This is a genomic window from Pseudomonas sp. GW821-FHT03E01 (genome assembly GCF_059420765.1).
In genome coordinates, this window is record NZ_JBWKUI010000016.1 from 154,472 (window position 1) to 173,042 (window position 18,571).

At 60.2% G+C, this 18,571-nt stretch carries 16 protein-coding genes; 11 read left to right on the plus strand and 5 right to left on the minus strand.

What is annotated here, in order from left to right; genetic code table 11:
• The first annotated feature begins 10 nt into the window (after window positions 1-10).
• The 9 genes from nuoI to AC07VO_RS25440 all read left to right on the plus strand — a co-directional run bounded on the left by nuoI (window position 11) and on the right by AC07VO_RS25440 (window position 8,784).
• Window positions 11-556, plus strand: coding sequence for an NADH-quinone oxidoreductase subunit NuoI (nuoI, locus tag AC07VO_RS25400; RefSeq protein WP_007940875.1), 546 nt, complete (start codon window positions 11-13; stop codon window positions 554-556).
• A gap of 9 nt (window positions 557-565) precedes the next feature.
• A complete protein-coding gene (gene nuoJ / locus AC07VO_RS25405) occupies window positions 566-1,069 on the plus strand; it encodes an NADH-quinone oxidoreductase subunit J (protein WP_018925508.1) in 504 nt (167 codons plus the stop codon).
• Between the two features lie 2 nt (window positions 1,070-1,071).
• Complete coding sequence (gene nuoK, locus AC07VO_RS25410; RefSeq protein WP_007940879.1) at window positions 1,072-1,380, plus strand: NADH-quinone oxidoreductase subunit NuoK; 309 nt, start codon at window positions 1,072-1,074, stop codon at window positions 1,378-1,380.
• On the plus strand, window positions 1,377-3,230 hold the full coding sequence (nuoL, locus tag AC07VO_RS25415) for an NADH-quinone oxidoreductase subunit L (protein ID WP_064618791.1): 1,854 nt from the start codon (window positions 1,377-1,379) through the stop codon (window positions 3,228-3,230). The genes nuoK and nuoL overlap by 4 nt, the downstream gene beginning before the upstream one ends.
• A 40-nt stretch (window positions 3,231-3,270) precedes the next feature.
• Window positions 3,271-4,803, plus strand: coding sequence for an NADH-quinone oxidoreductase subunit M (gene nuoM / locus AC07VO_RS25420; RefSeq protein ID WP_018925506.1), 1,533 nt, complete (start codon window positions 3,271-3,273; stop codon window positions 4,801-4,803).
• 7 nt (window positions 4,804-4,810) lie between these two features.
• On the plus strand, window positions 4,811-6,274 hold the full coding sequence (gene nuoN, locus AC07VO_RS25425) for an NADH-quinone oxidoreductase subunit NuoN (protein WP_018925505.1): 1,464 nt from the start codon (window positions 4,811-4,813) through the stop codon (window positions 6,272-6,274).
• Window positions 6,275-6,482: 208 nt separating this feature from the next.
• On the plus strand, window positions 6,483-6,914 hold the full coding sequence (locus AC07VO_RS25430; RefSeq protein WP_086944987.1) for a type II toxin-antitoxin system Phd/YefM family antitoxin: 432 nt from the start codon (window positions 6,483-6,485) through the stop codon (window positions 6,912-6,914).
• On the plus strand, window positions 6,911-7,288 hold the full coding sequence (locus AC07VO_RS25435) for a type II toxin-antitoxin system VapC family toxin (protein ID WP_086944988.1): 378 nt from the start codon (window positions 6,911-6,913) through the stop codon (window positions 7,286-7,288). Before AC07VO_RS25430 ends, AC07VO_RS25435 begins: the two co-directional genes overlap by 4 nt.
• A gap of 170 nt (window positions 7,289-7,458) precedes the next feature.
• On the plus strand, window positions 7,459-8,784 hold the full coding sequence (locus tag AC07VO_RS25440; protein ID WP_086944989.1) for an OprD family porin: 1,326 nt from the start codon (window positions 7,459-7,461) through the stop codon (window positions 8,782-8,784).
• Between the two features lie 545 nt (window positions 8,785-9,329).
• Here AC07VO_RS25440 and AC07VO_RS25445 read toward each other — a convergent pair.
• From AC07VO_RS25445 to AC07VO_RS25465, 5 genes are all read right to left on the minus strand, one after another.
• Window positions 9,330-9,662 (minus strand): DUF2790 domain-containing protein, encoded by a 333-nt coding sequence (locus AC07VO_RS25445; RefSeq protein ID WP_086945151.1) that lies wholly within the window; start codon window positions 9,660-9,662, stop codon window positions 9,330-9,332.
• 79 nt (window positions 9,663-9,741) lie between these two features.
• Window positions 9,742-9,942 carry a co-regulatory protein PtrA N-terminal domain-containing protein gene (locus AC07VO_RS25450; protein ID WP_018925500.1) on the minus strand — a complete coding sequence of 67 codons (201 nt, stop codon included), beginning with the start codon at window positions 9,940-9,942 and terminating at the stop codon, window positions 9,742-9,744.
• Window positions 9,943-10,178: 236 nt separating this feature from the next.
• On the minus strand, window positions 10,179-13,331 hold the full coding sequence (locus AC07VO_RS25455; RefSeq protein WP_018925499.1) for a CusA/CzcA family heavy metal efflux RND transporter: 3,153 nt from the start codon (window positions 13,329-13,331) through the stop codon (window positions 10,179-10,181).
• A 40-nt stretch (window positions 13,332-13,371) separates the two neighbouring features.
• Window positions 13,372-14,565 carry an efflux RND transporter periplasmic adaptor subunit gene (locus AC07VO_RS25460; protein ID WP_086944990.1) on the minus strand — a complete coding sequence of 398 codons (1,194 nt, stop codon included), beginning with the start codon at window positions 14,563-14,565 and terminating at the stop codon, window positions 13,372-13,374.
• A 49-nt stretch (window positions 14,566-14,614) separates the two neighbouring features.
• On the minus strand, window positions 14,615-15,874 hold the full coding sequence (locus AC07VO_RS25465) for a TolC family protein (RefSeq protein ID WP_086944991.1): 1,260 nt from the start codon (window positions 15,872-15,874) through the stop codon (window positions 14,615-14,617).
• Window positions 15,875-16,340: 466 nt separating this feature from the next.
• On the opposite strand from AC07VO_RS25465, the gene AC07VO_RS25470 reads away from it, so the two are divergent.
• Entirely contained in the window at window positions 16,341-17,015 is a 675-nt protein-coding gene (locus AC07VO_RS25470) for a heavy metal response regulator transcription factor (protein WP_007940896.1), read from the plus strand.
• The gene (locus tag AC07VO_RS25475) at window positions 17,012-18,412 is read left to right on the plus strand and encodes a heavy metal sensor histidine kinase (protein ID WP_086944992.1); all 1,401 of its coding nucleotides are present in this window, start codon (window positions 17,012-17,014) and stop codon (window positions 18,410-18,412) included. Before AC07VO_RS25470 ends, AC07VO_RS25475 begins: the two co-directional genes overlap by 4 nt.
• Window positions 18,413-18,571: the final 159 nt, after the last annotated feature.

Genomic DNA, 18,571 nt, shown 5'->3' on the forward strand with positions numbered 1-18,571 from the left:
ATAGAGAATCATGAAGTACATTTTTGACATCGTGCATGGCTTCTTCACCCAGCTTCGCAGCCTGGTGATGATCTTCGGCCACGCCTTCCGCAAGCGCGACACGCTGCAGTACCCGGAAGAACCCGTGTACCTGCCGCCGCGTTTCCGTGGCCGTATCGTCCTGACCCGCGACCCCGACGGCGAAGAGCGTTGTGTAGCCTGCAACCTGTGCGCCGTGGCGTGCCCGGTGGGTTGCATCTCGCTGCAGAAAGCTGAAACCGAAGACGGTCGCTGGTACCCGGACTTCTTCCGCATCAACTTCTCGCGCTGCATTTTCTGCGGCCTCTGCGAGGAAGCCTGCCCGACCACCGCGATCCAGCTGACACCGGATTTCGAAATGGCCGAGTTCAAGCGGCAGGACCTGGTTTACGAGAAAGAAGATCTGCTGATCTCCGGTCCCGGTAAAAACCCTGACTACAACTTCTATCGTGTTGCAGGTATGGCGATTGCCGGTAAGCCAAAAGGCGCCGCGCAGAATGAAGCCGAGCCGATCAACGTGAAGAGCTTGCTGCCTTAAGGAAGAACGATGGAATTCGCTTTCTATTTCGCATCGGGTATCGCTGTTGTGTCCACGCTTCGCGTGATCACCAACACCAATCCCGTGCACGCCCTGCTCTACCTGATCATTTCGCTGATCGCCGTGGCCATGACGTTCTTCGCCCTTGGCGCACCGTTTGCCGGTGTACTGGAAGTGATCGCCTACGCCGGCGCCATCATGGTGCTGTTCGTGTTCGTGGTGATGATGCTGAACCTGGGCCCGGCCTCGGTTCAGCAAGAGCGCGTCTGGCTCAAGCCCGGTATCTGGCTGGGCCCGGTCGTACTCGGCGGCCTGCTGCTGGCTGAACTGCTGTATGTGCTGTTCAGCCACTCCAGCGGCCAGGCCCTCGGCCACACCACCGTAGACGCCAAGGCCGTGGGCATCAGCCTGTTCGGTCCTTATCTGCTGGTGGTCGAACTCGCCTCGATGCTGCTGCTCGCCGCAGCCGTCACGGCGTTCCACTTGGGCCGCAACGAAGCCAAGGAGCAATGACGATGCCTGCTATCCCTTTGGAGCATGGTCTGGCGGTCGCCGGCATCCTGTTCTGCCTCGGTCTGGTCGGCCTGATGGTCCGGCGCAACATTCTCTTCGTGCTGATGAGCCTGGAGGTCATGATGAATGCCTCCGCACTGGCGTTCATCGTTGCCGGTAGCCGCTGGGCGCAGCCGGATGGACAGATCATGTTCATCCTGGTGATCAGCCTGGCAGCCGCCGAGGCCAGTATCGGCCTGGCGATTCTGTTGCAGCTGTATCGCCGCTTCCACACTCTCGATATCGACGCTGCCAGCGAGATGCGCGGATGAACCTTCTCTATCTGACTTTCCTGTTCCCCCTGATCGGTTTTGTGCTGCTGGCGTTCTCCCGGGGACGCCTCTCGGAAAACCTCTCGGCGCTGATCGGCGTCGGCTCCATCGGCTTGTCGGCGATCGTCGCGGCTTATGTGATCTGGCAATTCAACGTTGCACCGCCGGAGGGTGGCCACTACACCCTGGTGCTGTGGCAATGGATGGCGGTGGAAGGCTTCACGCCGAACTTCGCCCTGTACCTGGATGGTCTGTCCGTGACCATGCTCGGTGTGGTGGTGGGCGTGGGCTTCCTGATCCACCTGTTCGCGTCCTGGTACATGCGCGGTGAAGCCGGTTACTCGCGCTTCTTCGCCTACACCAACCTGTTTATCGCCAGCATGCTGTTCCTGGTCCTGGCCGATAACCTGCTGTTCGTGTACTTCGGCTGGGAAGGCGTGGGCCTGTGCTCGTACCTGTTGATCGGTTTCTACTACAGCAACCGCAACAACGGTAACGCGGCACTCAAAGCCTTCATCGTGACCCGCGTCGGCGACGTGTTCATGGCCATCGGCCTGTTCATCCTGTTCCAGCAACTGGGCACGCTGAATATCCAGGAACTGCTGGTCAAGGCGCCTGAGCACTTCAAGGCCGGTGACTTCTGGATCGTTCTGGCGACCCTGATGCTGCTGGGCGGCGCTGTCGGTAAATCCGCGCAACTGCCGCTGCAAACCTGGCTGGCGGATGCGATGGCCGGCCCTACTCCGGTTTCGGCACTGATCCACGCCGCGACCATGGTAACCGCCGGTGTCTACCTGATCGCCCGTACCCACGGCCTGTTCGCACTGGCGCCGGATATCCTGCACCTGGTAGGTGTCGTGGGTGGCGTGACGCTGGTGCTGGCAGGTTTTGCCGCACTGGTTCAGACCGACATCAAACGTATCCTCGCCTACTCGACCATGAGCCAGATCGGCTACATGTTCCTGGCCCTGGGCGTCGGTGCATGGGATGGCGCGATCTTCCACCTGATGACCCACGCCTTCTTCAAGGCGCTGCTGTTCCTTGCATCCGGTGCGGTGATCGTTGCCTGCCACCACGAGCAGAACATCTTCAAGATGGGCGGCCTGTGGAAGAAACTGCCACTGGCCTACGCCAGCTTCATCGTCGGCGGCGCGGCCCTGGCGGCCTTGCCTCTGGTGACCGCGGGCTTCTACTCCAAGGATGAAATCCTCTGGGAAGCGTTCGCCAGCGGTAACGAAGGCCTGCTGTATGCCGGTCTGGTCGGTGCCTTCATGACCTCGCTGTACACCTTCCGCCTGATCTTCATCACGTTCCACGGTGAAGCGAAGACCGAAGCCCATGCCGGTCACGGTGTTGCTCACTGGCTGCCGCTGTCGGTGCTGATCGTACTGTCGACGTTCGTCGGCGCGATGATCGTTCCACCGCTGCACGGCGTACTGCCGGAAAGCGTCGGCCATGCCGGCGGCGAAGCCAAGCACAGCCTGGAAATCGCTTCGGGCGCCATCGCCCTGTCCGGTATCCTGCTGGCCGCGCTGCTGTTCCTCGGCAAGCGTCGCTTCGTCACGGCTATCGCCAACAGCGGCATCGGCCGCTTCCTTTCGGCCTGGTGGTTCGCTGCCTGGGGCTTCGACTGGATCTACGACAAACTGTTCGTCAAGCCATACCTTGCGATCAGCCACATTCTGCGCAAAGACCCGCTCGACCAGACCATCGGTCTGATCCCGCGTATGGCCAAAGGCGGTCACACCGCCCTGAGCCGCACCGAGACCGGTCAATTGCGTTGGTATGCCGCCTCGATGGCTGCTGGTGCCGTGCTGGTAATCGGCGCCGTCGTGCTGGTAGCGGTCTGACTATGAACCTTGCGAACTTGCGAAAGGAAACGAGCCCGTCATGATTCTGCCATGGCTAATCCTGATCCCCTTCATCGGCGGCCTGCTGTGCTGGATGGGTGAGCGCTTCGGCGCCACCCTCCCCCGCTGGATTGCGCTGATCACCATGTCCCTGCTGCTCTCCCTCGGCCTCTGGCTGTGGGCCAACGGTGACTATTCATTTGCACCAAAACCTGGCGCCGATCCGACCTGGGCGCTTGAGTTCAAACACGTCTGGATCCAGCGCTTCGGCATCAACGTGCACCTGGCCCTCGACGGCCTGTCGCTGTTGATGATCCTGCTGACCGGCCTGCTGGGTGTCCTCTCGGTACTCTGCTCCTGGAAAGAGATTCAGCGTCACGTGGGCTTCTTCCACCTGAACCTGATGTGGATCCTGGGCGGTGTCGTTGGCGTGTTCCTCGCCCTCGACCTGTTCATGTTCTTCTTCTTCTGGGAAATGATGCTGGTGCCGATGTACTTCCTCATCGCGCTCTGGGGTCACAGTTCTTCGGACGGCAAGAAAACCCGGATCTACGCGGCGACCAAGTTCTTCATCTTCACTCAGGCTTCCGGCCTGATCATGTTGGTGGCGATCCTGGGCCTGGTACTGGTCAACTTCAACGACACCGGCGTGATTACCTTCAACTACGCCGATCTGTTGAAAACCAAGATGTCGCAGACCACCGAGTACATCCTGATGCTCGGCTTCTTCATCGCCTTCGCGGTCAAGCTGCCCGTCGTACCGTTCCACTCCTGGTTGCCTGACGCTCACGCCCAGGCACCGACCGCGGGTTCCGTGGACCTGGCCGGTATCTTGCTGAAGACTGCTGCGTACGGCCTGCTGCGTTTCGCCCTGCCGCTGTTCCCGAATGCCTCGGCCGAGTTCGCGCCGTTCGCCATGACCCTGGGTCTGATCGGGATCTTCTACGGTGCGTTCCTGGCCTTTGCGCAAACCGACATCAAGCGTCTGATTGCCTTCTCGTCCGTTTCCCACATGGGCTTCGTGTTGATCGGCATCTACTCCGGCAGCCAACTGGCACTGCAGGGCGCGGTCATGCAGATGCTGGCTCACGGTCTGTCGGCCGCGGCACTCTTTATCCTCTCCGGTCAGCTGTACGAGCGCACCCACACCCGCGATATGCGCGAGATGGGTGGCCTGTGGTCGAAGATTGCCTACCTGCCAGCCCTAAGCCTGTTCTTCGCAGCGGCGTCGCTGGGCCTGCCGGCGACCGGTAACTTCGTCGGTGAGTTCCTGATCCTGATCGGCACCTTCGCCAGCGCGCCATGGGTCACCGTGATCGCCACGTCCGGCCTGGTATTCGGTTCGGTCTACTCGCTGATCATGATCCACCGCGCCTACTTCGGCCCGTCGAAATCCGACGCGGTGCTGCATGGCATGGACGGTCGCGAACTGATCATGGTGGTTGGGCTTGCGGCACTGCTGCTTTACATCGGCGTGTACCCGCAACCGTTCCTCGATACCTCTGCCGCGACGATGCATGGCGTGCAGCAGTGGCTCGGCTCCGCCTTCACTCAACTCGCTTCGGCCCGGTAAGAGCGCTATGGAATTCACGACTCAACACTTTATCGCGCTTGCGCCGTTGTTGATCACCAGCGCCACGATCATCGTGGTGATGCTGGCTATCGCGTGGCGCCGCAACCACTCGCAAACCTTCCTGCTGTCGGTGGCAGGTCTTAACCTGGCCTTGCTGTCGATCCTGCCAGCCCTGAAAGTCGCGCCATTGGCCGTGACCCCGTTGCTGCAGATCGACACCTTCGCTTGCCTGTACATGGCGCTGATCCTGGTCGCCACCCTCGCCTGTGTGACCCTCGCCCACGCCTACCTGGGCGATGGCGGTACGGGCTACCCGGGCAACCGTGAAGAACTTTACCTGCTGATCCTGATGTCCGCCGCCGGTGGCCTGGTGTTGGTCAGCGCGCAGCACCTGGCCGGCTTGTTCGTCGGTCTGGAACTGCTCTCGGTACCGGTCTACGGTCTGGTGGCTTACGCCTTCTTCAACAAGCGTTCACTGGAAGCCGGCATCAAGTACATGGTGCTGTCGGCCGCCGGTTCCGCGTTCCTGTTGTTCGGCATGGCCCTGCTCTACGCCGAAGCCGGCAGCCTGAGCTTCAACGGCATCGGTCAGGCCCTGGCGGCCACCGGCCTGCCTAGCCCGATCGCGCAACTGGGCCTGGGCATGATGCTGATCGGCCTGGCGTTCAAACTGTCGCTGGTACCGTTCCACCTCTGGACCCCGGACGTTTACGAAGGGGCTCCGGCACCGGTGGCAGCGTTCCTGGCCACGGCCTCCAAAGTGGCTGTGTTCGCGGTGATGGTGCGTCTGTTCCAGATCTCGCCAGCGGCGAGCAGTGGCGTGCTGAGCAACGTGCTGACCGTCATCGCCATCGCGTCGATCCTGTTCGGTAACCTGCTGGCACTGACCCAGAGCAACCTCAAGCGTCTGCTGGGTTACTCGTCCATCGCACACTTCGGTTACCTGCTGATCGCCCTGGTGGCGAGCAAGGGCCTGGCCGTGGAAGCCATCGGCGTGTACCTGGTCACCTACGTGATCACCAGCCTCGGCGCGTTCGGTGTGATCACCCTGATGTCCTCGCCGTACAGCGGCCGTGACGCGGATGCCCTGTACGAATACCGTGGCCTGTTCTGGCGCCGTCCGTACCTGACCGCCGTCCTGACCGTGATGATGCTGTCCCTGGCTGGTATCCCGCTGACCGCGGGCTTCATCGGCAAGTTCTACATCATCGCCACCGGCGTCGAGTCGCACCAATGGTGGCTGGTCGGCTCCCTGGTACTGGGCAGCGCCATCGGCGTCTTCTACTACCTGCGTGTGATGGTCACCCTGTACCTGATGGAACCGAACCTGCGTCGCCACGATGCGCAACTGCACTGGGAACAACGTGCAGGCGGCGTGATGCTGCTGGCGATCGCCGTACTGGCGTTCTTCCTCGGCCTGTACCCACAACCGCTGCTGAACCTGGTTCAACAGTCGGGGTTGGCGGGTTGATCGCTTAAGCGATACTCGGTAGAAAACAGAAACGGCACCTTCGGGTGCCGTTTTTGCGTTTGTGGGATTTGTTACCGCTGCCCTCCCCTCCTTCTGCAATCCCCGAAACCTCGCGCAGGAATGTCCGTTTCGTCCTACATCCAGCACTGCGCACTTGGCTCTATCTTGAATGACTGGCTGGATCGATAAATCAACGCGAGAAAGAACAATGAACCGTGACATCTTTTCCGAACTGGTAGACGGCCTCGACGCCTTGGCCGCTGAGCGCCAGGGTAATGTCACGCTGCTGACCCATCGAGTGAAACGCTCCAAATCGCCCCCCGTCCCACTTGAAGAATCGCGCATCTTTACCGCCCCTCAAATTTCTGGCTATATTTGTCCAGAATATGGGAGAGACACCATGATCGTCGTTCCGTTGGCCGAAGCAAAAAATAACCTGTCCAAGCTCGTCGATGACGCAGCCGCCGGGCAGATCATCACGATTGCCAAACATGGCCGGGCCCTTGCGCGTCTGGTTCCGGTGGGAAAAACCCGCGGCCAGCGTATCGGAGCGATGAAAGGCAAACTGGTGCTCCCCGAAGACTTTGACGCCTCATTGCCTGACGACATGCTCGATGCTTTTGAAGGCACTCAAGAATGAGGCTTCTGCTCGACACACATATTTTGCTCTGGACGCTCAGCGATGACCCCAGGCTATCCAGCAAAGCCAGAAAGCTCATTGAGAGCGCTGCCGACATTTACATCAGCGCAGCGACATTCTGGGAGATGGCGATCAAGGTTGGACTGGGAAAGCTGAACGTTGACTTGGAAGAAATCCGCCAGTGCTGCCTCGACAGCGGGTTCATCGAGCTGCCTGTGACCTCAGAACACGCCATTGCCGTGAAGGACCTCGAACATCACCATCGTGACCCGTTTGACCGTCTCATTGTTGCAACGGCCATGACAGAACCCATGAAACTCCTCACCGCCGATCCATTGGTTGTCCGGTACACGGATCTGGCTGTTTTGGTCTGATCGGGCAACACCACACCCACATGACGAAATTGTAATTCCCCCATCACCTTGGCGTTATCCGCAGCTTGCAACGATGTCACCCGGCGACCATGCCGGCGGGCCCTTGCCCGCCGAACAATAAAACCCACGCCGAAGCACGTTCCCGTTCTGCCGAACCCAAGGAGTGATTGATGGTTAACAATACAAAAATGTCGATAGCCGCTTTAGCGGTGGTTGTCGGCTCCGGGCCGTCCATGGTGTTGGCGGAAGAAAAACCCGAGGGGTTTATCGAGGGCAGCAGCCTGACGGTGCTCAACCGCAACTTATACTTCAATCGTGATCACCGTGACGGCCAGTCGAGTCCCACCGGCAATGGCTATTCCGAGGCCTGGGCTCACGCGGTCATCAGCAAGTTCGAATCCGGCTTTACCCAAGGCACCGTTGGATTCGGGGTCGATGCGTTTGCGATGATCGGCTTGAAACTCGATACCGGTGACGGGCGCAACGGTGGCCGTAGTTCTTTCGACGTGTTGCCGGTCGACAGCGATGGTCAGGCGCGGGATGAATACACCAAGGTCGGTGGCGTCGCCAAAGTGCGCGCCTTCGATACGGTGGTGAAGGTCGGCGATGTGTTCCCCGCCAACCCGGTGGTTGCGGCGGGTGACTCCCGACTGTTGCCGGAAAGCTTCCGGGGTGTCACGGCCACCAACACCAGCATCGAAGGTCTGTCGGTACAGGGCGGTCGCCTGCATGCGATGAGCCAGCCGGTGTCCAGCGACATGCGCGAGAACTTCGCGACCTTCTACGCCGGTCCAGTCAATTCGCCGTGGGTCGGCTATCTCGGTGGCGACTATGCACTGAACAAAAACCTCAGTTTCAGCCTGTATTCCAGTCGCCTCAAGGATGCCTGGAATCAGTATTACGCCGGCACCGCATGGACTTATCCGCTGTCGGATGACCTGTCGCTATTCGGTGGCTTGAACTATTACAAGGCGGTCGACGAAGGCAAACAACTGCTCGGCGAGTTCGACAACAACATCTGGAGCGGCCGTGTCGGGGTGAAACTCGGCGCCCACTCCGTTGCCTTGTCGCACCAGCGCAACAACGGCAACGACGACTTCGATTACCTGCGCCAGTCCGACTCGATCTTCCTCGACAACTCCATCCAGTACAGCGACTTCAACTCGCCCAAGGAACGTTCGTGGATGGTGCGTTACGACCTCGACATGAGCAGCTATGGCGTGTCGGGTTTGTCGTTCATGACTCGTTACGCCCGCGGCACCGACGCCGATTACTCCAACGCCAACGCCGTGTACATGCGCCGCGATGCCGACGGCAACCCACTGACTGACCAGAAGCGCTGGGAGCGCGACATCGAAGTCAAATACGTGGTGCAGAGCGGCTCGTTGAAAGACATGTCTCTTCGTTTGCGCCAGGCCACCACCCGCGCCACGGCGTTTGAGTCGGATCTGGATGAAGTGCGGGTGATTGTCGAGTATCCGCTGGCGATTCTCTGACTTCACGGCTAATGCAAATTCACCTTTAGAAGCTCCTTGCTCCTTTGGTAAGAGGTGAATCCTTTGGCGTCCTTCGGGGCGCCTTTTTTATGCCCGTGAATTGAGCACTGCAGAAGCAGCCTTCGGCGACGCCTACAGGGTCGGTTTCTGTTTCGGGAGGGTTTGGTGTTGGCTTTTTCATGATTTCGGCATTCAGCGTGATGGTTAGAGCTGACCCATTCGGTTCAACGCGAAAAGGAGGCAGCTGTACGCAGGTTGGAACCCGGGCCACTGAGCAAAACCCGACAGACTCGAAGTCTCCCGCGCACAGCCGCCATAACGGAGTGCACACATCAAGGTGCGCACGTCATGAAAGGCGCTTTTGCTTTCAGTGGAGCCGCGGGGTTCCAATTCCGATCACTGAATTGGCAGCGACAAACACAGGCTAGAGAGCGGACGTCCGACGGACAACCTGAAAACATTGTGGGAAGCCTCCCTACCTTCGCCATATCTGTTAAACATCCCGAATTGAAATACTCAACGTAGGTTGGAGGCCCTCTGTGCCCTCACCCGCCCTGTCGGCGGCAATCGCCTGCCACGGTGTATTTGATGGTATTGAGTTGGCCCTTTGAATCTTCATAGGTCATGGCAGTCGGCACCACGGAGCAGGCAACTTGCGGTCGCACAACGCTCACCACTTTGACCACATCCAACTTCATCCCGTATTCGTAATCTTTCACCACCGGCGCAGGTTTGCCCTGGTTGGCCGCGTATTGCTGCATGGCTTGGGCGTTGGCACTGAACGCCCTCTCAAACGTCCTGTCACCGCCGCCTTCTGCCAGCGCATTCAACGACATCGCCATCACACCGACGAACGCCATCAACTTAAAAACTTTCATATCCAGTACCTTCAAATCCAGGCTCAAAAAAAAGCCCACCATCGGCCTTCGATGACGGGCTAGTTCAGGTGCGACACGCTTACAAGTCTTTGGTCTTGTCGTCCTTTTTTTCATTCAACACGACGGGGTTACGCGCCTGTTCCTTGGCGACAAACGCCTCCACCGAACGGTCATTGGCCGCCATCATTTTCTCAAAGACTCTGTCGCCGCCACCTTCAGCCAAAACAACAGAAGACATCACCAACGCCGCTGCGAACGCACTCAGTTGTACAAATTTCATGCTTGATTCCTCGTTTAATTAACTAACGGGATCAAGGTAACAATCCGAACCTTTCGTGACGGTGGCGCGCAAATTACATATCCGTTATGTAACCTGAAAGGCACCTGTGGCGAGGGAGCTTGCTCCCGCTGGGTCGCGAAGCGGCCCCTCCTTCACAAAAAAAGAAGGGGCCTGCTACGCAGTCCAGCGGGAGCAAGCTCCCTCGCCACAGATAGTGGTATGCCTGAAACATTGGCTTATGAGGTGGGACTCCTCTCCTCTTCACCTCGGTGCGCGAGCTGATACAGCGCCGGCAAAATCAGCAGCGTCAGGATGGTCGAGGACAGAATCCCACCGATCACCACCGTCGCCAACGGTCGCTGCACCTCGGCACCCGTGCCGGTCGCCAAAGCCATGGGAATGAAGCCTAGGGACGCCACCAGCGCCGTCATCAACACCGGGCGCAGACGTGTGAGCGCACCCTCATTGATTGCATCAGCGAGCGAACGCCCCTCCTCCCGCAAATTGCGGATAAACGCGATCATCACCAACCCGTTGAGCACCGCCACCCCCGATAGCGCAATGAAACCAACGCCCGCCGAGATCGACAGCGGAATGTCCCGCAACCACAAGGCCATGACGCCCCCGGTCAACGCAAACGGAATCCCGGTGAACACCAGCAAGCCATCCTTGAGGTTGTTGAACATCATGAACAGCAAGCCGAACACCAACAGCAAGGCCACCGGCACCACGATCTGCAAGCGTTTGGCCGCCGACTGCAACTGCTCGAACTGCCCGCCCCAGCCGGTCCAGTAACCCGCCGGCACCTGCACATCGCGCTCGATCACCTCGCCGGCCTCTTTAACGAAGGAGCCAATATCGCGCCCACGCACGTTGGCGCTGACGATCACCAGCCGCTTGCCGTTTTCGCGGCTGACCTGATTCGGCCCGAGCACCAGATCAAGGCTGGCGACATCCTTGAGGGCGATGAAGCCTATCTGATCGGCCGCGCCATTCAGGGGCGCCGGCACCGGAATCAACAGTGCCGACAAACCGTCGATGTCCTTGCGCATGGCATCAGACAGGCGCACCACCATGTCGAAACGCCGATCGCCTTCATACAATGTCCCGGCCTGACGCCCGCCGACCGCCACCGCAATGGTGTCTTGCACGTCACCGACGTTGAGCCCATAACGCGCCGCCTTGTCGCGGTCGATGTTGATGGTCAGCACCGGCAGGCCAGTGGTTTGCTCGACCTTGACCTCGGACGCGCCGTTGACCTTCTGCATGGCGGCAGCGACCTTCGCCGCCGTAGCGTTGAGCACGTCCATGTCATCCCCGAACACCTTGACCGCCACATCGCTGCGCACGCCGGAGATCAGTTCGTTGAAGCGCAACTGGATCGGCTGCGACAGTTCATAGTTGCTGCCCGGCAGCGTCGCGGCGGCTTGTTGCAGTTCGGCCATCAGCGTTTCGCGGGACTTGCCCGGATCCGGCCACTGCGCCTTCGGCTTGAGCATCACGTAGCTGTCGGAGATGTTTGGCGGCATCGGGTCGGAGGCGATTTCGGCGGTGCCGGTACGGGCGAACACACGCTCGACTTCGGGCACCTTGTTGAGGATCAAGGTCTCCAGACGCTGCTGCATGTCCACCGATTGTGTGAGGCTGGTGCCCGGCACGCGCAAGGCTTGCAGGGCAAAATCGCCCTCACTGAGGCTCGGCACAAACTCGCTGCCCATGCGGCTGGTAAGCACGCCGCTGAGCACAATCACAGCCAGCGCCGCCCCCACCGCCATGGCGCGATGGGACATCACCCACGCCAGCGCCGGCGCATAAACGCGACGCGCGCCGCGCATGACCACGCCCTCTTCTTCCTTGACCTTGCCGGTGACAAACAACGCAATGGCCGCCGGCACAAACGTCACCGACAACAGCATGGCGCCCAACAGCGCGATGACCACGGTGAAGGCCATCGGGTGGAACATTTTCCCTTCGACACCGCTCAGGGCGAAGATCGGCAGGTACACGACCATGATGATCAACTGGCCAAAAATCAGCGGCCGCCGCGCTTCTTTGGCCGCTGCGAATACTTCATGGAAACGCTCGGAACGGCTCAGTAAACGCCCGTGATGCTGCTGCGCATGGGCCAGCCGTCGCAGGGTGTTTTCGACGATCACCACCGCGCCGTCGACGATGATGCCGAAGTCGAGGGCGCCGAGGCTCATCAAGTTGGCGCTGACTTTGTTGGTGAACATGCCGGTGAAGGTGAACAGCATCGACAGCGGAATGACCATCGCGGTGATCAACGCCGCGCGGATGTTGCCCAGGAACAGGAACAGAATCGCGATGACCAGAATCGCCCCTTCCACCAGGTTCTTTTTCACCGTGGCGATGGCCTTGTCCACCAGGTGCGTGCGGTCATACACCGGCACCGCAATCACGCCTTTGGGCAGGGAACGATTGATCTGCTCAAGCCTGGTCGCCACCGCCTGGGAGACTGTTCGGCTGTTTTCGCCGATCAGCATGAACACCGTGCCCAGTACCACTTCGCGACCGTTTTCGGTGGCGGCACCGGTACGCAGTTCGCGGCCGATGTCTACCGTCGCGACGTTCTTGATCCGGATCGGCGTACCGTCGACATTGGCCATCACGATATTGGCGATGTCGTCAGTGCTCGCCACTTGCCCGGGCGCGCGAATCAGCAGCTGCTCGCCGCTGCGCTCGATGTAACCGGCACCGACGTTGGCGTTGTTGCGCTCCAGCGCCGTGACCAGATCGGTGAGGGTCAATTTGTAAGCCGCCAGCCGCTTCGGGTCGGGGGCGATCTGGTATTCCTTGGCGAATCCGCCGATGGTGTTGATCTCGGCCACACCGGGCACGTTGCGCAATTGCGGCTTGATGATCCAGTCCTGAATCACCCGCAAATCGGTTGGCGTGTAGGCGGTGCCGTCGTCCTTCAGCGCACCGTCCTGCGCCTCCACCGTCCACAGGAAAATCTCCCCGAGCCCGGTGGAAATCGGCCCCATCAGCGCTTCCGCGCCCTCGGGCAATTGCTCCCTGGCGATCTGCAAACGCTCGTTGACCAATTGCCGGGCGAAGAACAGATCGGTGCCGTCCTTGAAGATCACCGTGACCTGCGACAGCCCCGAACGCGACAGCGAACGGGTCTGCTCCAGCGCCGGCAAACCGGCCATGGCGGTTTCAATCGGGAAGGTGATGCGCTGCTCGGTTTCCAGCGGCGAGAACCCGGCCGCGCCGGTGTTGATTTGCACCTGGACGTTGGTGATGTCCGGCACGGCGTCGATCGGCAGTTTTTGGTAACTGGCGACGCCGAGGCCGGCCATGAGGAGAACGGCGAGCAGCACGATGATGCGCTGCTCGATGGCAAACTGGATCAGGCGTTCGAACATGAGAACCTTCCGGTCGAGGTTGACGGATCAGTGGGAGCCTTCAATGAGAATGCTCGGCTGAGGCTTTGCCCAATTCCGATTTGAGGATGAAGCTGCCGGCACTGGCGACTTGCACGCCCGGTTCCAGACCTTGGGTGACTTCCACCAGACCGGCCGCGCGACTGCCCAGCTCCACCGCTTGCGCCTTGAAGCCGTCATCGGTGCGCACGAACACCGTGGGTTTGTCCTCGACGGTCTGGATCGCGGTTTCAGGTACGGCGACCCTGGCTTGGCGACTGTCGGTCGCCACCAGCGCGGTGACGAACAGGCCGGGGCGCCACGAGCCTTGCGGATTTTCCAGGGTCACGCGGACCGTTGCAGTGCGGGTCTGTTCACCGAGCAAACTGCCGACGTAGGCCACGGTGCCGGCGATTTCAGCATTGAGTTCCGGGGCGCTGACGGTGACCGGTTTGCCCACTTGTACCTTGGTCAGATCCTTGGGCGAAACGCCGAACGTCACCCACACCCGCGACAGGTCGGAGAGGGTAAAAGCCGCCGAGGTCTCATCGACCACCTCCCCCGGCGTCAGGTGTTTTTCCACCACCACACCGTCGAACGGCGCGCGCAGTTCATAGCGATTGCCGCCGGTGGCGACCACGCTGCCGCTGAGCACGCTGATTTTTTGCCGGGCATTGGTCAGGGCAATTTCGGCTTCTTCCAATGCCTGGCGTGCCTGAAGGAAATCCTGCTCGGCGGAGATCTTGTCCTGCCACAGTTTTTTCTCGCGTTCGTAGGTGGTGCGCGCCAAGGTCAGGCGCCGCTGCGCGGCAGCCTGTTCGCTGCGCTGATCAGAGATCTGCTGACTGGCGATCACCGCCAGCAACTGGCCCTTCTTCACCGACTGCCCGAGATTGACCGACACCGACTCGACCACCCCGGGCACCCGAGGCACCACGTGCGCGGTACGGTCCTCGTCAAAGCGCACTTCGCCGGGGAACGGCAAGCCGAGGCTGATGTTCTGCGCCCGCGCTTCGGCCAGTTGAATGCCCGCCGCTGCGATCTGTTCGGTGCTCAGCTCCAGGTGCCCTTCTTCTGTATGTTCACCGTTGGCTGCTGTGCCTTCTTCAGCGTGACCGGCGTGTTCCGCCGCTTCATCGGCGTGAGCGTCGATGGACGCATTTCCCGGCCACATCGAGCCAATACCAATGCCCAGCGCCAACGTCGCCGCAGCCACCACGATCAGTTTTTTTTCCATGGAAACTCCTCTGCGCCATGCCATCGCGCAGTGATTTGAAAGATGAAATTCAAGGGCTGACGGTGAGGTCGCCGAAGATGCGTTCGATGCGTACTCGCGCGTCCGTCGCCTCGCTGACGGCCTGGATGTATTGGCTGCGTGCGCTGATCAGGGTGCGCTGGGCGTCGAGCACATCGAGGAAGCCGAACTTGCCCATTTCGAAGCCGCGTGTGGCGCTGTCGACCGCACTTTGCGCGGCGGGCAGGATGGTCTGGTTGAACGCTTCGACTTCGCCGTTGGCGGTCTGCCATTGCTCAAGGGCGGTCTGGATTTCCGTGCGCAAACGCAGCTCGGTGGCGTTGCGCAGGTCCCGCGCCTGATCGCTGCGCCGGGCTGCCGCCAGCACGTTGCCCTGATTGCGGTTGAACAGCGGAATCGGCAGCGACAGCCCGACCACGTTGACCCGCTCGCGCTCGGTTTCGCTGTATTGACTGCCAATGCTCACGGTCAGGTCGGGAATGCGTTGCGACTTTTCCAGACCCAATGAGGCTTCGCGCTGATCGATCTGCAATTTGGCCAGACGCAGTTCGGCGGTCTCGTTCAGGCGCTCCAGCAATCGGCTCGCCGGTGGCACGGTGGGCACGCTTTGCGTGGCCGCTTGCACGGTGGTCGAGGCTGGCAACGGTGCGCCCATGACCTGCGCCAATTGCTGGTAGGCGTTGGCCCGATCGCGTTCGGCGCGGCTCAGTTCCAGGCGCACTTCGGAGAGTTGCACGTGCGCCCGGGTGCCTTCGACTGGCGAGGATTTGCCGGCCTCGATGCGTCCTTGGGCGACGCGCAAACCGTGTTCGGCCAGTTGCAGCGACTGGCGGGACAACTGCAAGCGTTGTTGCGCGGTCCGGGCGCTGTTGAACGCCTGAATCACATCGGCGCGCAAGGCATTGCGCTTGCGCTCCCACTCGATCCCGGCGGCGTCCTGCGCGCGGCTGGCGACGTCGATCCGTGCACCACGTTTGCCGCCCAGTTCGATCGGTTGGCTGAGCATCACCGTGGTGGTTCGCGAATCGCGCCGGGTGTCTTCGGCCTCCCACGACACTTCGGGGTTGGGGATCAGACCGGCCTGTTTGCGCTCACCCTCGGCGATGCCGATTTCCCACTGCGCAGCCGCCAGATCCGGGTTACCGGCAAATGCCGTTTGCAGGGCTTGATCGAGGGTCAGGGTCGATGCATGCACAAGCCCCGTGCCGGCCAGCCACACAACGCTGGCCGTCACTGTCCTCGCTGTTTTTTTCAGGCGTGCTCGCGCCGTCCGCTCTTTTAAACCGGGCAATGGAAGACTTCCTTTATTCAAGAATCTTTGATGCCGCCACGGTAGGGTTTTGAACTTATCGGCAAGGTGACTGGAACATTACAAATCCGTCATCCACGGCTTATGGAAGTTGTTTTGATCTAGGATGCGAAGTGCAAAAGGCAACATAGCAATACATGGAAACAAATACACGGTAGTTATCTGCCAAACAGCACTTGCCTGAATGTAGCGCATGGGCATTCGGGCTTGCCCGCTGCGACAGGCTGTCGCAGATGACCATACTCAGGGCTCAAGACTCAGCATTTCAGTTGACCCTGTAGCCACTACAGCCTTTACCTTGCACGCCATCACACAGGGAAACCGCCGTAGGAAACCAGCACTCACAACCTCTAGTCGTTATTCAAATCCGTCCGGAAGCCCCTACAAAAACAACAACTTTCCTGGCCACCTTAATTAAATATCCATTAAATAAAAGTGGTGATAAATCATGCGAATCCTTGTCGTCGAGGACGAGCTTAAAGCTGCCGAATACTTGCATCAGGGACTGACGGAAAGTGGTTATATCGTTGACCACGCGGCCACTGGCGCCGACGGACTGCATCTGGCGCAACAGCAGGCATACGACCTGGTGATCCTGGATGTGAACCTGCCGGAACTCGATGGCTGGGGCGTGCTGGAGCAATTGCGTCGCACCCATTCCACCCGGGTGATGATGCTCACCGCGCGCGGGCGTCTGGCCGACAAGATTCGTGGTCTGGATCTGGGTGCCGACGATTATCTGGTCAAGCCATTCGAGTTTCCGGAATTGCTGGCGCGGGTGCGCACGCTGATGCGCCGCAGCGAAAACATCCCGGTGCCGCAGGTGCTCAAAGTCGCCGATCTGGAACTTGATCCGGGCCGTCACCGCGCCTTTCGCGGCGAGCAGCGCATCGACCTGACCACCAAGGAGTTCGCCCTGCTGCATCTGCTGATGCGCCAGTCCGGGGAAGTACTGACCCGCACCCAGATCATTTCGCTGGTGTGGGACATGAATTTCGACTGCGACACCAACGTGGTCGAAGTGTCGATCCGGCGTTTGCGGGCGAAGATCGACGACCCGTTCGACAGCAAACTGATCCACACCCTGCGCGGTGTCGGCTATGTCCTGGAGGCGCGGGAATGAAGCCGGCCAGCCTGTCGATGCGCCTGGGCCTGACGGTGAGTATTCTCGGCGCACTACTGGTGGTGTTCCTGGCGATCCTTGCCTACTTTGCCCTGACCCATGAGTTGAACGCGTTATCCAGAAACAGCCTGGCCCAGAAGGTGGAACAGGTGGAACACAGCCTGTCGCTGTACGCCGATGCCGCAGAAATTCGTTCGGCGCCGCACATTCTGCTCGATCAGGTCATGGGCCATGACAACCTCACCCTGACGATTTATGACCGCAGTAACTTGCGCACGCCGCTGTTGAAATCCGGCTCCGGCATGGCCGACCCGCGCCTTGAACGCAAGGCAGTACTGGCTGCCGACGAACCACTGGCGTTCTCCGACGGCACCGACGATCAAGGCAAGCGCTACCTGACCGCTTCTCGGTTGGTCCGCATCAAGGACGGCACCCGCGTCCCGGTGCTGCTGTCGATGGACGATGCCCACAATCAGGCGTTGCTCAGCGCCTATCTGCGCTCGACGCTGATTGCTTTGCCATTGCTGCTGATCTTCATCGGCCTCAGTGCCTGGGCCGCCGTACAGCGGGGGCTGATGCCGTTGCGCGAGTTTCGCAAAGTGGCGGCGATGGTCTCGACGCAAGACCTCGGCCATCGGCTGTCGGTGCTCGACATGCCCCAGGAACTCAGTGAACTGGCCCAGGGGATCAACGTCATGCTGGATCGCCTCGACAATGGTGTGCAGCAGTTGTCGCAGTTCTCCGATGACCTGGCCCATGAACTGCGCACGCCGATCAACAATCTGATGGGCAAGGCACAGGTGACGCTGTCCCGGGAACGCACGGCCGAGGCGTACAAAAACGTCTTGGTGTCCTGCACCGAAGAGCTGGAGCGTGTTGCGCGGATTGTCTCGGACATGCTGTTTCTGGCGCAGGCCAGTAACCCCGCAGCGCTCACATCTTTCGAGTCGGTCGCCCTGGAAGAAGAAGTCGAAAAAGTGGCCGACCTGTTTTCCTTGTCGGCGCAAGACAAGCGCATCAGCCTGAGCGTGACCGGCAGCGCGCGCGTGCTGGGCGACCGGCTGATGATTCAACGGGCGATCTCGAACCTGCTGTCCAACGCCCTGCGCCACTGTCCGGCCGGGCAAACGGTTTCGCTGCACATTGAGCAAGAGGCGACACAGGTTGCACTGGAAGTCAGCAACCCCGGCGCGGGCATCGAAGCGCAGCATCTGCCGCACCTGTTCGACCGCTTTTACCGGGTCGACAGCAGCCGCTCCCGCTCACAAGGCAGCACCGGACTGGGCCTGGCCATCGTGCGCTCGATCATGAGCCTGCATCAGGGGGTGGCACAGGTTAAAAGCTCGCCTGGGACGTTGACGGTGTTTCGATTGGGATTTCCCACCCCCGATGAATAGATGCCCAGTCATTCAACCTGCATTTTTTCTGAAACGCCTTCATACGCGATAGGAAAAATCGTCGCGCGAAGAACCCTGAAGAGCCACAAAAGTCAGTCATCACGATTTCGCACCTCCATGCAGCTGAAATTTCCGACAAGTGCATGCGTCGAAATCGTT